This is a genomic window from Rhizobium sp. C104, assembly GCF_022354505.1.
GTDB lineage: Bacteria > Pseudomonadota > Alphaproteobacteria > Rhizobiales > Rhizobiaceae > Rhizobium > Rhizobium redzepovicii.
Genome location: NZ_CP092348.1, coordinates 3390272 through 3404844, shown reverse-complemented (window position 1 = coordinate 3404844; position 14573 = coordinate 3390272). Strand labels below are relative to the sequence as shown.

13 protein-coding genes and 1 pseudogene are annotated in these 14573 nt (G+C 61.0%); 2 read left to right on the top strand and 12 right to left on the bottom strand.

The features are described from left to right. Positions 1–52: 52 nt before the first annotated feature. The 4 genes from purU to MF410_RS18070 form a co-directional block, all read right to left on the bottom strand. Positions 53–937, bottom strand: a complete 885-nt coding sequence (gene purU / locus MF410_RS18085) for a formyltetrahydrofolate deformylase (RefSeq protein WP_012559590.1) — start codon at positions 935–937, stop codon at positions 53–55. 274 nt (positions 938–1211) lie between these two features. After that, the gene (locus MF410_RS18080) at positions 1212–2228 is read right to left on the bottom strand and encodes an acyltransferase (RefSeq protein WP_097624516.1); all 1017 of its coding nucleotides are present in this window, start codon (positions 2226–2228) and stop codon (positions 1212–1214) included. A 159-nt stretch (positions 2229–2387) separates the two neighbouring features. Beyond that, complete coding sequence (locus MF410_RS18075; protein WP_097624834.1) at positions 2388–3656, bottom strand: hypothetical protein; 1269 nt, start codon at positions 3654–3656, stop codon at positions 2388–2390. 2 nt (positions 3657–3658) lie between these two features. Continuing rightward, positions 3659–4708 carry a glycoside hydrolase family 5 protein gene (locus MF410_RS18070; protein WP_097624517.1) on the bottom strand — a complete coding sequence of 350 codons (1050 nt, stop codon included), beginning with the start codon at positions 4706–4708 and terminating at the stop codon, positions 3659–3661. A gap of 135 nt (positions 4709–4843) precedes the next feature. Here MF410_RS18070 and MF410_RS18065 point away from each other — a divergent pair, with 135 nt between their 5' ends. After that, the gene (locus MF410_RS18065; protein ID WP_097624518.1) at positions 4844–6490 is read left to right on the top strand and encodes a GumC family protein; all 1647 of its coding nucleotides are present in this window, start codon (positions 4844–4846) and stop codon (positions 6488–6490) included. A gap of 59 nt (positions 6491–6549) precedes the next feature. After that, complete coding sequence (locus MF410_RS18060; RefSeq protein WP_097624519.1) at positions 6550–6882, top strand: hypothetical protein; 333 nt, start codon at positions 6550–6552, stop codon at positions 6880–6882. A 5-nt stretch (positions 6883–6887) separates the two neighbouring features. Here the strand turns inward: MF410_RS18060 and MF410_RS18055 are convergent, their stop codons facing one another. From MF410_RS18055 to rfbF, 8 genes and pseudogenes are all read right to left on the bottom strand, one after another. Next, positions 6888–7562 carry a GNAT family protein gene (locus tag MF410_RS18055; RefSeq protein ID WP_097624520.1) on the bottom strand — a complete coding sequence of 225 codons (675 nt, stop codon included), beginning with the start codon at positions 7560–7562 and terminating at the stop codon, positions 6888–6890. A gap of 24 nt (positions 7563–7586) precedes the next feature. Next, positions 7587–8345 (bottom strand): CmcI family methyltransferase, encoded by a 759-nt coding sequence (locus tag MF410_RS18050; RefSeq protein WP_097624521.1) that lies wholly within the window; start codon positions 8343–8345, stop codon positions 7587–7589. A gap of 32 nt (positions 8346–8377) precedes the next feature. After that, positions 8378–9527 (bottom strand): annotated as a pseudogene (locus MF410_RS18045) (DegT/DnrJ/EryC1/StrS family aminotransferase). Between the two features lie 76 nt (positions 9528–9603). Beyond that, positions 9604–10842: a glycosyltransferase family A protein gene (locus tag MF410_RS18040; protein ID WP_097624523.1), complete on the bottom strand. Its 1239-nt coding sequence runs from the start codon at positions 10840–10842 to the stop codon at positions 9604–9606. Continuing rightward, positions 10839–11381: a dTDP-4-dehydrorhamnose 3,5-epimerase gene (rfbC, locus tag MF410_RS18035; protein WP_131710694.1), complete on the bottom strand. Its 543-nt coding sequence runs from the start codon at positions 11379–11381 to the stop codon at positions 10839–10841. The genes MF410_RS18040 and rfbC overlap by 4 nt, the downstream gene beginning before the upstream one ends. Next, entirely contained in the window at positions 11378–12613 is a 1236-nt protein-coding gene (locus MF410_RS18030) for a class I SAM-dependent methyltransferase (protein ID WP_097624525.1), read from the bottom strand. Before MF410_RS18030 ends, rfbC begins: the two co-directional genes overlap by 4 nt. Beyond that, positions 12610–13674, bottom strand: coding sequence for a CDP-glucose 4,6-dehydratase (gene rfbG, locus MF410_RS18025; protein WP_097624526.1), 1065 nt, complete (start codon positions 13672–13674; stop codon positions 12610–12612). Before rfbG ends, MF410_RS18030 begins: the two co-directional genes overlap by 4 nt. Then, complete coding sequence (rfbF, locus tag MF410_RS18020) at positions 13665–14438, bottom strand: glucose-1-phosphate cytidylyltransferase (protein ID WP_097624527.1); 774 nt, start codon at positions 14436–14438, stop codon at positions 13665–13667. Before rfbF ends, rfbG begins: the two co-directional genes overlap by 10 nt. Positions 14439–14573: the final 135 nt, after the last annotated feature.

Here is a 14573-nt window from a genome sequence, read left to right as displayed (position 1 = left end):
GCAACGGGAGATTGTCGTCTGTCAGCAAAAGAGATGTGGGTCTCGACCGCGTTCAACCCATGCGTTCGGAAGCGTAGCTGCCGGGGCTTGCCGGGAAGACCACTGTTCTATTGCCGTTGATAAAGGTGCGATGGTGGATATGGGCGTGGATGGCCCGGGCCAGCACCTGGCTTTCGACGTCGCGGCCGATCGAGACATAGTCGTCGGGCGACTGGGCATGGGTGATGCGCGCCGTATCCTGCTCGATGATCGGGCCTTCGTCGAGGTCGGCGGTGACGTAATGGGCGGTGGCGCCGATCAGTTTGACGCCGCGGCCATAGGCCTGCTTGTAGGGGTTGGCGCCCTTGAAGCTCGGCAGGAAGGAATGGTGGATGTTGATGATCTTGCCCGACATCTTCTGGCACATCTCGTCCGACAGGATCTGCATGTAGCGGGCAAGCACGATCAGTTCGGTGCCGGTCTGCTCGGCCACCTCCATGATATGGGCTTCGGCCTGCACCTTGTTGGCCTTGGTGACCGGAATATGGTGGAAGGGGATGTCGTGGTTGACCACGACCTTCTGGTAGTCGAAATGGTTGGAGACGACGCCGACGATGTCGATCGGCAGCGCGCCGATCTTCCAGCGGTAGAGCAGGTCATTGAGACAATGGCCGAAGCGCGACACCATCAACAGCACCTTCATGCGGCTTTCGCTGTCGTGGAATTCGTATTCCATCGAAAAGGGCGCGGCGACGGCGGCAAAATCGGCGCCGATCTCTGAGCCGGAAAGACCTTCTTCGGAGATGAAGGAGACGCGCATGAAGAACTTGCCGGTATCGAGATCGTCGAACTGCGAGCTGTCGATGATGTTGCAGCCCTTTTCCGCCAGATAGCTCGAAATCGCCGCAACGATGCCGCGCGTCGACTTGCAGGATACCGTCAATACATAGCTTTTCATGTCTCTCCCTCTTCCCTCTTCAAGGCCGCGGCCGTGCTTAGATCAAAGCCTGGGCCGCGAACAGGCCGGTGCGCTTTCATTCATGCGACAAATTGCAAGATGACCCATCATGTTTGTGCAAGTTCTCTCGCTTCCGGGTCTTTATGTCTCGCATGTCGTTATCGCAAAACCGCTGCACAGTTTTGCGCGACAGGCCTTAGCTTAGGAGAAGTTACGCAAAAAACTGTGCCGCCAGCGCCGTGGGCATGCGTATTCTCGCCTTCGATGGACGAAGTTAGGCCGGCGGGCGGCTCGCCAGCGCCACTTTCCGCCGCGGTGTGGTGATTTCGTGGATGATGGCGCCACCGATGGACGAGAGCACCAGCGACAGGATCACGAAGAGCACAGGCTGCTGCAGGATGCCGATCGGCAGCCGGTCGGCAGCGACCCTCAGAAACGCGAGCGTGAAGGCGTGGGTGATATAGATGCTGTAGGAGCAGTCGCCGAGATAGTTCAGCCAGCCGATAAAAGGCAGCCTGGAAAAGTCGATCGAGACCGCCCCGTAGACGATGAAGATCGCCGGGATTCCCCAGGCGTAGAACCGGCTTTCCGGCCGCATCAGCGCCTCGTTAATAAAGAGGAACGCAAAGCCGATGGCCAGCGCCGCCCATGCCCAGCGGTTCGGCAGAAGCACCTTCTGCCGGTAGAGCCAGCCGAGCACGGTGCCGGCGAGAAACTCCAGGATGATCGGCTCGCCGTAGAAGCGGGTGGCCGTCGTTTCCGGCAACAGCCGGCAGGCGATCAGGATGACGGCGAAGACGGCAAACATTGCCGGGATGCGGCGGATTTCCGAGAGCGGCAGCAGCAGCGCGAAGATGAGATAGAAGAACATCTCGTAATTCAGCGTCCAGCCCGGCACGACGACGGGGGTGATCGCGCTCGGAGCGGCGGCATTGGCCCATGGCAGAAAAAACAGCGAGGCGATCAGATGCGGCAGGTCGAACACTGTCGATTTCAGCAATGATGGGGCCACCAGCGCCACGACAGCCGAAAACAGCGTTGCCAGCCAATAGAGCGGGACGATGCGTTTGATTCGCCGACGGGCGAAATCGATGGGGCTCATCGCCCGTCCGCTTGTCGTCAGCCACATCACAAAACCGCTGAGCACGAAGAAGATGTCGACGCCGGTCTCACCATAGAGGAAGGCAGTGGCGTCGAGCGCAGGATTGACCTTGGCAAGCTGCAAGATCGCGTGGAAATAGACGACCATCAGCGCCGCTACGGCGCGCAGATATTGAAGCTGGACAAGCATCGAGCATCTTGCTCCCCAGAGCATGATGCCGAAAAGTGTGGGCGGTTTCGGACGACATCATGCTCTATTTCTTTGATTTAGAACAGGATTCAGATTTTAGGCCGATCCGGCCTTAAATCATCCTGTTCTATGGCTCGCGCGGGCGCCGTGCCGCTGCGGTCAACTCTCTACATCCGCCGCACCATCCTGACGGATGCGCGGGCTGTCGTGGAAACGCATATATCCGACGACGAACCACAGGAGCCCGGCGATCTTCATCGAGAAAACGGCGGTTCCCCCGATCATCATATTCAGAAAAATGAAAAGAGAAAGTGAATGGGCGCAACGCCGCTGCGCCGCCGTGCGCCCGGCGGGAAAGAGGCAGACGAACAGCCATAGCGCGATAACGCCGAAGATCGTCGCCGCGTAGATCAGGTAGACATAGCCGCTGTCGGCGAATTCGGCGACCCGGTCGACCGAAAGCCCGAGGATGGCGAGCGGATCGAGCTCCATGATCTTCTTCATCGTCAGGTTGATACGGCCGGTGAAATTGTCGCCCGTCGCATTGGGTTTTAAGGTGTAGACGAGGAAGCCGGCGGCGACGATCAGCGGCATCAGCGCCAGATTGAAATTCCTCGGGATCTTCGGAAAGACGAAATAGCCGACGATGCAGGCAAAACAGAAGATCAGCATCGTGCGGGTGTCGTTCGTCACCAGGATCAGCACCGCGGTGCTGACGAACAGCAGCCGGTCCCAGCGGCCTATTCTTTCCCACATGGAAATCAGATAGATCGCGATCACGCCGCAGAAATTGGCGAGCGACACCTGTTCGAGGAAGATCGACGACGAGCGGTGGTCGATGATGCCGAAGGAGAAACGCTCGGGAAAACCGAGCGCGTTCTGGAACAGGCCCGTCGTGTTGTAGCTCAGCGGCAGCAGCCCGCGGGTATTGGCGAAATAATCGGACGGATGCACGATGCTGACATAGAACGGCACGCTGACGATCTCGAAGATCAGGAAGATCATGACGGCAAGGCTTGCCCAGCGAAAGGCAAGCTTCATCGTCTTCTCGTTGCTCCAGCCACCAAGGCCGGAAAAGCAGAAGATGATCAGAACGTTGCGGAAATGATCAACGAACAGCATGCGGTTGAGCACGCTGACATAGATCGTCACGACAAGCGTGAACAGCAGGAACAGGAAAGCCGGCAGATCGGTCTCGTAGATCCCCTTGTGCAGGATGTAGAGGATGGCGCTCGCCATGATCAGGCCTTCGCTGGCGGCGACATGCGTCAACGAGAGCGGCATGATGTTGTGGTTGATGAAGGCGAGAATGCCGTTGTAGAGCACCGACAGCAGTCCGAGCCAGAGCACGAGATAATCGGTCCGCGCCGCTTCGCTGGCTGCACTGCCGGCCATAGAGAAAGCTGCCTTCTGGTCGAGGACCGCCACCATCAATTCCCCGCTGGCTTGACGCTGGCGCAGGCGCCGGCTTTCGCTTTTGCCGAATTGGAGAGAAGCCGCATCTGCGGCCGCTCGGTGCCCTTTCGCGGCTGGACGTTGAACGGCTCGTCGGCCGGCCACCATTCGCCCGCGGCCCAATAAGACCAGCCAAGCCAGGCGTCGCCATTATCGGACATGGTGGAATAGATCTCGGTCAGCCCGCTCATGCAGTCCTTGTCGGCGGCGGCGCCGAACTCGCCGAGAAAGCCGCGCTTGTGGTTCGTCTTCAGCCAGGCGGTGACGCCGGCGATCGCTTCGACAGCGGCGGTGGCACCCTCGCAGGTCGGATGGGTTCCGGAGGAATCGACGTCGAGATACTGGTGAACCTCATAGGCGTAGAAGTCGAGCGGATCGCGCACGCCAAGCATCACCGTGCCATTGGCGCCGCCGATCACATCCTTCTCCCAGCTGTGAGCGCCGCTCCAGGCCGTACCCGGCACCAGGATGAGGTTGCGGGCGCCGACGGCGCGGATGCTACGAATCGCCGCATTGGCGGCATCGAGCCAGTCCGTCGCCTTGATATCGTGCGGCTCGTTCATCAGGCCGAAGAGCACGCCATCCCGATTGGCGAATTCGACCGCGAGCCTTGCCCAGAAGTCGGCGAAGGCCGCGTCGGTCGCCGGCGCCGTGCCGACCTGCGTCTTGTCGTAATAGCCGAAATTATGCGGGTCGAGCAGCACGGCCATGCCGTGCTTGCGGATCAGGCCGACCGTATCTTTGATCCGCTTGAGTTCGTCCTCGTCGAGCCGTCCGCCGAGCGCCGGCTGCAGCCGCTCCCAGCGAAAGGGCAGCCGGATGATCGAGCTGCCCTTTTCGGCGAAATAGCCGATCGTGTCTTCGCTGGGATAGGTATAGTTCGTGCCGTAGACGCCGTCGCGGTCGCCATATTCGCCGCCGGAAAGATTGACGCCGCGATAGCAGGGTAGGTCGGCCGCGAGGGTCGGCGAGGGGACGAGAGCAACCGCAAGCAGCAGCGCCGTCAGATGTCGTCTCGTCCTCATGGCTGTCCTCGTAATCCAGGCAAATCGCAACATCGGCGTCGCTGAGATTATTTTAACGGTCCGTTAGCTAAGAATTTCTAAAGTCTGAGCACCTCGGCTTCAGTCTTTCACGCTGGGCAGGACACGAGTGCGCGTATGAACCAGTATGACAGGAACAGGGTAAGCCGGCTCCCTGGCTGGCGCAGTTATGAGTCGTCTCAGACTGCGCCGGAAGGTGTGCGCATGCGCAGTCCCGTGGTCCGTCCGGACGATTTTGTTCCGCCGGCGCCAGAACCCGCCCCTCCTGCCTTTGTGCCGCCGCCGGCAAGTGTTGCGCAAACGCGCCAATCCGAGCGCCCGGCGCCTCCGTCCCCGGCCACACCCCCGGCGCCGCCCCCGACGGCGCCTATGAAACAGCCGGTCGTGGACGCGGCGTCGAACGCGGCGCCCGCGCCTGCCGCACCGCTTCTGGACCTCCACTCCAGCGTCGCCGCGATCTGGAGCCGTCGGTTGGTCGTGCTTGGTCTTGCCCTTCTCGGCGCCGTTGCCGGCGGGGTGGTGGCGCCCACCATTGGGCAGAAATTCACCGCCGTCAGCAGCCTTTATTTCGATCCGCGCCAGATCGGCCTTGCCGATGCGGGCGGGCAATCTTCGGGGCCTTCGCCGGAAATGATCTCGACGTTGATCGACAGCCAGGTGCAGATCCTGACATCCGGCAATGTGCTGCGCCGCGTCGTCGAGACCATGAAGCTCGACCAGGATCCGGAATTCACCGGCGGCCGCACCGATGGCGCCGCCGTGATCGGCACCCTGCAGAAGGCATTGGTCATTACCCGCCAGGCCAGCACCTATGTCGTCTCGCTCGCCGCGACAACCAATGATCCAGAGAAATCGGCAAGGCTTGCCAACCAGGTCGTCACCTCCTTCACCGAGGAAGAAAACAGCGCTTCGAACGGCATCTACGAAAACACCTCCTCGACGCTGGACGGACGTCTCGACGATTTGCGCCAGAAGGTGCTGGAGGCCGAGCAGGCTGTCGAAACCTTCCGCGCCGACAACGACATGGCCGCGACCGAGGGCAATCTGATTTCCGATCAACGGCTCGTCTCGCTGAACACGATGCTGGTGACGGCGCAGGAAAAAACCATCCAGGCCAAGGCCCGCGCCGATGCCGTCGCCAATCTCCGCGTCGAGGATATCGTCGCCGGCAACCAGGCGGAGGGTGGTGTCACCTCGCCGCTCGTCAGCCTGCGGCAGCAATATGCCACCCAGGCCGCCGCCGTCGGCAGCCTCGAAAGCCAGATGGGCACGCGTCATCCGCGCCTGCAGGCGGCCCGCTCCTCGCTGCAGAGCATATCAGGCGAAATCAAGGGCGAATTGCAGCGGCTCGCCACGTCGGCAAGAGGCGAATACGAGCAGGCGAAGGCCGCCGAGGACAGCATCGCCAAGGAGCTTGCCGTCCAGAAGGCGCTGCAGGCGAGTACCTCGGACAAGCAGGTGGAGTTGAACGAATTGCAGCGCAAGGCGACGGCGGCGCGCGATATCTACGAGACGGTGCTGAAGCGCTCCAGCCAGACGAGCGAGGAGCAGAACCTCAACCAGAGTAACATTCGCGTCATCTCGCCGGCCGAGCCGCCTGTGAAGGCCGACGGCCCGGGAAAGAAGATCCTGCTCGTCGCCGGCATCATCGGCGGTCTTCTTGCCGGTTTCGTCGTCGGCGCCGGTTTTGCGATCCTCGCCGGCCTTTTCAGCCACCCTGTCATCAGAAGTTATTTCAGCAAGTCACCCGCGACCGCCGCTTGATGACGGTCGGCGGTTTCCCTACATCCTGTGAGTGCCCTATTGCCGGCAGGAGAATTCCCATGCGGCCTATGATGATGCTTCTGATGTCGCTCGTTGCCGTGTCCAGCCTTGCCCCTGCGTCCGCCTTTGCCGTCGACTGGACGAAATCCCTCGATTCCGGCGTTCAGCCCCTCTACCCCTACAAGGGCCTGCCCGGCGTCAAGGCGCAGCCGGACAAGAAGGAGGAGGAATCGTATAATTGCCGCACCGAAACCGTCCAGATCCGCCGCCGCTACGACGAGATCTTCCGCTCCGGCGGTATGCCGACGCTGATGTATGTCTGCGAACGCGACGGCTTCATCTCGATGGACGACAAGGTGCCGCTGCGCGGCCGCTATCAGCCGGTGCGGTAGGCACTTCAGCCGGTCGGCAAAGCCGCCGGATGTACCTGTCGGAAATATTCTCTCGGAAGCTCCATCCTCAGATAGTCGAAGCCGGCATTGGCGTCCGGTCGATCGACGAGCGAATATTTGACTGTGCCCTCTTTCTCGGTGCGCCGCAGCGGCAGGCTTTCGGCCACTGCAAAGCCCAGCCGCCTGTAGAGGCCGATCGCTTTTTCATTGTGGGAGAAGACGTGCAGTTCGGCCGTTTCGGCCCCAAGTCCTGAGAACATCCACTCCAGCATTGTCATGCCGCAATGGAACATCAGGTTGCGGACGTCGCTCGCCCTGCCGCGGATGACGTTGTCGAATTCGGCGGCGCCTAGCCGGATGTTGCAGAGGCCGAAGTTGCCGAGCCGGTTTCCGCCGTGATCGCAAATGACAAACAGGATTCGGTCGGCGGCTGGCAGTGAGATGGTTTCGAGCCAACGCCGCGTGCGTTCTTCGGTGGCACGGAACTGAGTGAGGAAAAACGGCATCGACTGGTTGCGCCACGTCGTCAGGTCGTCGACCAGGCCGCGCTCGTCGAGCATCGACCTGTCGATGCATTGCAGGTCGCCCACATGCATGCCGCTATCGTCCCTGATCGGGAGTCGGAGCCGTCCGGCCGGATCCGCATTGTCCTTGAGGCTGACGATATCGACCTGCGTCATGAACGACGATCCCTGATTGTCCGCTTACGCCTTGCGGCAGACGCAGTAGCCGCCCGGCGAAGAAGACAGCACAAGCTTGCCGTTCAGAACCGGATCGACTTCGAAACGGTCGGTTTCCGTCAGATAGTCGGTAACGGCCTTCAGTGGCTCATTGCCGCGCAGCCAGACCTTGGAGCGTTTTGTGAAAGCCTGTTCTTCGGTCAGATGGCCGATGAGCGTATCGGCGACGACGAGATAGCAGCCTTCCGTTACCAGCGCACCGTAGGCGCGGCACTCGGCCAGAACGTGCTCGTAGGAATGGTCGCTGTCGAGCACCACCATCACCCGGGCACCCGGCGGAATCTCGGCTTTCACGGCGGCAAGCACGTCGTCGTCGACGGAACCGCCCTGGATCATCTTGATTCGGCTCGACATGGGATGGGATTCGATCGACTCGCGATTATGGGCGCGGATGTCGATGTCGACGCCGACAACTTTGGCCTCGTCGTTGCCCATGGCGGCGAGGATCGACGCCATGAAGATCAGCGAGCCGCCGCGCGCGATGCCTGTCTCGATGATGACATCGGGCTTGGTCGCCCAGATGACTTCCTGGGTTGCCAGGATATCGACTGGAAGCTGTATGATCGGCACGCCCATCCATGACCACAGATAGAAGTAGTCGAATTTGTCGAGCCCGATCAGCGTATTCAGCGATTGCTGGAAACTTGCCTCGTCCTTGCCGAGCGCAAGTGACATTTCCCGCTTGTGGGCTTCGAATTCGAGACGATCGTCCTTCGTGGTCATGACTGTTCTTTGTCCTTCGCTGTAGGGCTGTCTTAGATCGACTGCCGCAATGCTGTATTGTTGTGGTAGATCCGCCCGGCCGCCACATCGAGCAACGTTGCCGCCACCCGGTCGATATCGGCTTCGCTCATGTCGTGATAGCTGGGCAGGTTGATCGCGCGGCCCGGAATGCTCCAGGCGTTCACGTTCTGTGGCCGATCCTCGAACATGTCGAGGCTGGACAGGGGATGGAAGAAGACGCGCGCGTCGATATTGGCGATCTCGAAGGCCTGCTGCATCATCTCGCGGGTGGTACCCGTCGACGGATGAAAGACCGCGGTCGGCATCCAAGCGCCATTGATCGTGCCGCTGTATTCCGGGTTCATCGAGATGCCGGGCAGGGCGGAAAGCCGCACCATGTAGGCTGCAAGGATCTCCCGCTTGCGGGCGACGAGTTCTTCGATGCGTTCCAGCTGTGCGCAGCCGATGGCCGCCTGAATGTTGGACATTTTGTACTTGAAGCCGATCGCGTCGGGCCAGAATTGCTTGGTCTGGCCGCGAGCCCGGCCGTGGTTGCTGAGCGTCAGCACCCGCTCGTAAAGCGCGGTGTCGCTGGTGACGAACATGCCGCCTTCGCCCGTCGTCAACGTCTTCGTACCGTGGAAAGAGAAGGTACCGAAGGCGCCCATCGAGCCGGCACGACGGCCATTCCAGACGGAGCCGATGGCTTCCGCCGCATCCTCGATCACCGGGATGCCGGTGCGCTTGCCGATGTCGAGCAGCGCATCCATGTCGCAAAGATTGCCATAGATATGGGTCGCGATGATCGCCTTGGTCTTCGGAGTGATGTGTCGCTCGACCTCGCGAGGATCGATGCACCAGGAATCCGGCAGTACATCGACGAAGACTGGCTTGGCGCCGAGATGGACAACAGGTGAAACTGTGGCGACCCAATTGGTGTCGGCAAGGATGACTTCGTCGCCTTCGCCGACGCCGAGCGCGGCCAGGCCCATGTGCATGGCGCCGGTGCAGTCTCGATGTCGCGATGGCAAAGTCGCTGCCGAGATAGGTCTTGAAGTCGCGTTCGAAGCGATTGATGTAGTCGTAGCAGCGTGCGCCCCAGCCGGTCGCTGCCGCATCCGTGGCATAATCGGTTTCAAGCTGGGTGATGGAAGGCTTGGTGTAGAAGATCCTGTTTGTCATGCCGCTAATTTCTGTTGAATTGAAATCAAGACGCAGGCGCCCGTCACGACGCTAGTTTTTGAAACTGGTGCGAGGCTCACATGATGATGTGCCGGGCAAGATCGTGCTCGTGGAACACCAGATTGGGCAGATAGCCGAGTGCTACGAAATATTCCCGGTCTCTGTCGACGTTCACGAAGACGGCGGTGCTATCGAGCGCACTGTCGCTGAGTTCTGTCGTCACCCTTACCTTTTCGCGTAGGCCGAGTTCGCGCATCAGCTCTTCGAGCGCCGCGATTTCCGTAAAGCCGGCGAGAAGCAGCGTATCGATGCCGATCGCCGAATTCACTTCGCTCACAAGCGTCTGGATGACGACCATCAGGGGCAGCGTTTCACGGAAGGGGCGGATTTCCGGGTGATCGAGCATCCCGCCCCACATGATGCGGGTATAGAGCTCATACGCCTTGATGTAATTCTTACTCACTGCCCAGAAGCGGAAGGCGACCGCCATGCGATTGAGCGTGAAGATCTTGCACATCTCCTCATATTGGAGACGCTTCTCTGGCGTAAGGGGCAGCGCCCCGCGCCTGACGCCCGTATAGAGAAAATATTCGAGCCCGCCACGATAGCGATCCCAGCTCGTCATGACGTCGTTGGTGCCCTCCTGCTGGCGATCGCGGGTGATCACCGAATTGGTGATCGAGCGGTAGAACGGCCGCTGCAGGAAGGTAACCGCGCCCTGATCGAGAAAATGCGCAAGGAATGGGAACGGGTAGAAACAGAATTCCCGCGGGATCCAGGCCGACCGCAGGGTTGACGAGCGGTAGATGGCGATTTCCGGAAAGATGTGGCGTTCGCAGAGATATTGGAAGACTTCGCCGAAGCTGCCGTGCGGAAACTTTCGATCTTCCTCGACATCGTAGAACTTCATGATGTCGGTTTTGGCGACCTCGTCGTAGAGGAACCACGGTGCATGGGCGCAGGTCACTTCCCGATTGTTGTCGAGATATCTGATGGTGTCGGCCACCGCCCCGGCAATTAGGATATCATCGTCGGCCAGGTAGATGAGATATTCGCCCTTGCTGAGGCGCATAGCGCTTGTGACGTTCGCCGCGGCGCCGGCGTTGGCTTCACGCTTATAGTAGCGGATCGGCAGCCCGCGGCCGATGAATTCCTCGACCACGTGCTGCGTGCCGTCCGTGGAGGCATTGTCGCAGATGACGACTTCGAAGGGAAAGTCGAACTTGTAGTCGTTCTCGCAATAGGTCAGCGAGTTTCTGAGATAGGCTTCACGATTGTAGGTCGGGATGCAGATGCTGAGTTTGATGCCGCTCAAACGCTTGCTTCCTGGCTATAGCTTTCAAGCGCGGCATCGCGCTCGCTGATGACGCTCGGCGTGAACGGCCAGGCGATGGAAAAGGCAGGATCGTCCCAGCGGACCCCACGGGCAAGTTCCGGCACGTAAGCTTCCGACATCTGGTAGAAGAGTTCGCACTCATCCTCGAGCGTCAGGAAACCGTGTGCGCATCCGGCCGGTATGTAGAAAGCGTTGCAACTGGCAGCATCGAGCTCGACGGAAGCCCATCGGAGATAACTCGGCGAATCCGGCCTCAGATCGAGCGCCACGTCGAAGACCCTGCCGCGCGTGGCGCGCACGAGCTTCACCTCCGGCCGCGGTTGGGCCTGGTAGTGCATGCCGCGCAGCGTCCCGCGCCTATGGTTCCGCGAGACGTTGCATTGCGGATAGACCGGCACGAGACCGCGGTCGGCAAAGGTCCGCGCGTCGAAAGTTCGCGCGAACATTCCCCTGTCGTCGGAGCGCGCGTCGACTTCCACGACAAAGGCGCCCGAAACCGGGGTCGGAAGAAATTTCATCCGAGCACCGTCAGTTCCGGCACCGCAACGGCGAACCGTCCGCCCCAGGCGCCGACCCTGCTGTTGGCCGCAACGACTTCGTTCTTGATATTCCAGGGCAGGATGAGCACATAATCCGGCTGCGTCTCGTCCATTTTCTCAGGCGCGTAGATCGGCAGCTTGCTGCCCGGCAGGTAATGGCCCTGCTTGTGCGGGTTGCGATCGACGACATAATCGATGAGTTCGGTGCCGACACCGCAGAAGTTCAGCAGCGTGTTGCCCTTGGCGGCGGCGCCATAGGCAGCGACACTCTTGCCGTTCTGCTTGGCTTCGTTGAGGAAGGCAAGCAGCCCGTCCTTGATCGGCGCTACACGGCTCTGGAAGGCCTCGTAGGTTTTCGTCCTGTCGAAACCGGCGGCGGCCTCATCGGCGCGCACTTTGGCAAGGTCGGGGCCGGTTGGGTGAGCCGTGGATGTTGCGCGGCAGGCAAGCACGCGCAGGCTGCCGCCATGGGTCGACAGTTCCTCCACGTCGAATACTTTGAGGCCGTGCGCTGCGAACACCTTTTCGACGGCCAGCAGCGACAGATAGTAGAAATGTTCGTGGTAGACGGTATCGAACTGGATGTTTTCGATCAGCCGCAGCAGGTGCGGGAATTCGACGCTGACGACGCCATCCGGCTTAAGAACGGCAGCGAGCCCGCCGACGAAGTCATTGATATCGGGCACATGCGCCAGCACGTTGTTGCCGATGACAATGTCGGCGGCAAGGCCAAGCGAGACGAGGTCGGCAGCCGTTTCCTTGCCGAAGAAGCGCGCTTCGGTGGGAACGCCGATTTGCCGCGCCACCTCAGCGACATTCTCAGCCGGTTCGATGCCGAGCACGGGCACGCCGGCCTCGACGAAATGCTTCAGCAGATAGCCGTCATTGCTTGCCACCTCGATGACCTGCGATGCCGGGCCGAGGCCGAAACGCTCGCGGGCCGTGACGGTGAACTGGCGCGCATGCTCCACCCAGCTGTCGCTATAGGAAGAGAAATAGGCGTAGTGGCTGAAGATATCCTCCGGCGGAACGAAGGCGTCGGCCTGCACCAGCCAGCATTGCGAGCAGACGAAAGCGCGCAGCGGATAGGAAGGTTCCGGCTGCTTGAGCTGCTCTTCGGTCAGATAGGCATTGGCGAGCGGCGTCGAGCCGAGATCGACAAAGCGGTGCGTCAGCGGAGCGCTGCAGAACCGGCAATTATGCGCTGTCATGATACTGTTTCCTCATAGGCCGCGATCTGGCCGAGCGAGAAGGCGCGCATGTCGGCTCCCTCGCGGTTGGCCTTGTACCAGGCGGCTGTCCAGTCGATAGTCTGCTGCAGGCTGAGGCGCGGACGCCAGCCGATTGTGTCGAGCGCCAAGGCCGAGCTCAGCGTCAGCGCCGGCGCTTCCGGCAGATGTTCGCCTGGCGCCGGCCGCCACACGTCTCCGACGCTGTGCGCGCGTCCGAGCGCCTCGGCAAGTTCGCAAACGGTCGCGAAGCTCTCAGGGTGCGGACCGAAATTCAAGGCATCAGGCAGATCCCTGCCACGCTCCTCGGTCAGCACCTCGGCGAAACGGAGATAACCGCCGAGCGGTTCCAGCACATGCTGCCAGGGGCGGATAGCCTCGGGATAGCGCAGCATGATCGGTTCGCCGCCTTCGAAGGCGCGGATGAAATCCGGGATCAGCCGATCCCTGGACCAGTCGCCGCCACCGATGACATTGCCGGCCCGCACTGTGGCGAGCCTGAGATCGCGTCCCTTGAAGAAACTGTCGCGATAGCTCTGGCAGACGAGTTCGGTGCAGGCTTTGGAATTGCTGTAGGGGTCCTTGCCGCCGAGCGTATCGGTCTCGACGAAAGGTATGCCGCTGCCGCTGTTCGCGTAGACCTTGTCCGAGGTGATGACGAGCACGGTCTTGACGGAGGGCGTGTGCCTGACCGCGTCGAGAACATTTGCCGTTCCCAGGACATTGGTCGAAAAGGTCTCGGCCGGGTTCTCATAGGAGCGCCGCACCAGCGCCTGTGCCGCCATATGGATGACGATCTCCGGCTCGAACCGCCGGGAGAGCGCAAGCAGCGCCTCGGCGTCGCGGATATCGACGATATGGTGGCCGCGATCATCCCACGGAGCAAGCTTCTGGTAGAGCGACGGTTCGGTCTCGGGTGCCAGCGACACAGCGGCGACATCGGCGCCGAGCCGCTCCAGCCACAGGGAAAGCCAGGAACCCTTGAAGCCGGTATGCCCGGTTAGGAAAACCCGCCGCCCTTTCCAGAAGTCCGTCAGGCCCATAGCTTCCACGGCGCCTTTCCGGAATTCCAGAGTTCTTCCAGATGGGTGCGCTCGCGCAGCGTATCCATCGGCTGCCAGAAGCCGTCATGCTTGAAGGCGGCAAGCTGGTTGTTGGCGGCAAGCCACTCCAGCGGCCCGGCTTCCCAGATCGTGTCGTCGCTTGTGATGAGATCGACCACTGAAGGGTCGAGCACGAAGAAGCCGCCGTTGATACGCTGGCCGTCGCCTCTCGGCTTCTCCACGAAGGAGGTGATGTACTGGCCCTCGATATTCGTGGCGCCGTACCGTCCGGGCGGGGTCACCGCGCACATCGTCGCCTTCAGGCCGTGATCGCGATGGAAAGCGACTTCGGCGGCAATGTCGATGTCGCCGACGCCGTCGCCATACGTCATGCAGAAAGGTTCGCCTGGTGTCAGATGGTCGCGAATGCGCCCGAGACGGCCGCCGGTCATCGAATGCATGCCGGTATCGACGACGGTGACGCGCCAGTTCGGCCGTTTGCCGCCGTGATAATTGATGCTGTTGGCGCCGAGGTCGACCGTGATATCGCTGTGGTGGAGAACAAGGTTTACGAAATATTCCTTGATCATATAGCCCTTGTAGCCGGCGCAGATAATGAAATCATCGAGGCCGTGATGGGCGTAGATGTTCATGATATGCCAGAGGATCGGCATGCCGCCGATTTCGACCAGAGGCTTAGGCCGTACGCTGGTCTCCTCGGCAAGGCGCGATCCGAGACCACCGGCGAGAATTACAACTTTCATCCCAAGCGAACTCCAGAGTCTTTGGAAGCGATTATTGTCTACGGCCGGCGCCCGGCGAGGCCGCCCGGCATGCGGGGGCACTCACAGGTGGAACGGCCGTATGGTCATCCTGGTCCCGGTATCCGATTTCGTTCT

What these genes read in the sequence shown, in the direction of transcription:
- purU (WP_012559590.1), bottom strand. Translation starts at nt 937, where the DNA reads ATGAAAAGCTATGTATTGACGGTATCCTGCAAGTCGACGCGCGGCATC.
- MF410_RS18080 (WP_097624516.1), bottom strand. Translation starts at nt 2,228, where the DNA reads ATGCTTGTCCAGCTTCAATATCTGCGCGCCGTAGCGGCGCTGATGGTC.
- MF410_RS18070 (WP_097624517.1), bottom strand. Translation starts at nt 4,708, where the DNA reads ATGAGGACGAGACGACATCTGACGGCGCTGCTGCTTGCGGTTGCTCTC.
- MF410_RS18065 (WP_097624518.1), top strand. Translation starts at nt 4,844, where the DNA reads ATGAACCAGTATGACAGGAACAGGGTAAGCCGGCTCCCTGGCTGGCGC.
- MF410_RS18060 (WP_097624519.1), top strand. Translation starts at nt 6,550, where the DNA reads ATGCGGCCTATGATGATGCTTCTGATGTCGCTCGTTGCCGTGTCCAGC.
- MF410_RS18055 (WP_097624520.1), bottom strand. Translation starts at nt 7,562, where the DNA reads ATGACGCAGGTCGATATCGTCAGCCTCAAGGACAATGCGGATCCGGCC.
- MF410_RS18050 (WP_097624521.1), bottom strand. Translation starts at nt 8,345, where the DNA reads ATGACCACGAAGGACGATCGTCTCGAATTCGAAGCCCACAAGCGGGAA.
- rfbC (WP_131710694.1), bottom strand. Translation starts at nt 11,381, where the DNA reads ATGAAATTTCTTCCGACCCCGGTTTCGGGCGCCTTTGTCGTGGAAGTC.
- MF410_RS18030 (WP_097624525.1), bottom strand. Translation starts at nt 12,613, where the DNA reads ATGACAGCGCATAATTGCCGGTTCTGCAGCGCTCCGCTGACGCACCGC.
- rfbG (WP_097624526.1), bottom strand. Translation starts at nt 13,674, where the DNA reads ATGGGCCTGACGGACTTCTGGAAAGGGCGGCGGGTTTTCCTAACCGGG.
- rfbF (WP_097624527.1), bottom strand. Translation starts at nt 14,438, where the DNA reads ATGAAAGTTGTAATTCTCGCCGGTGGTCTCGGATCGCGCCTTGCCGAG.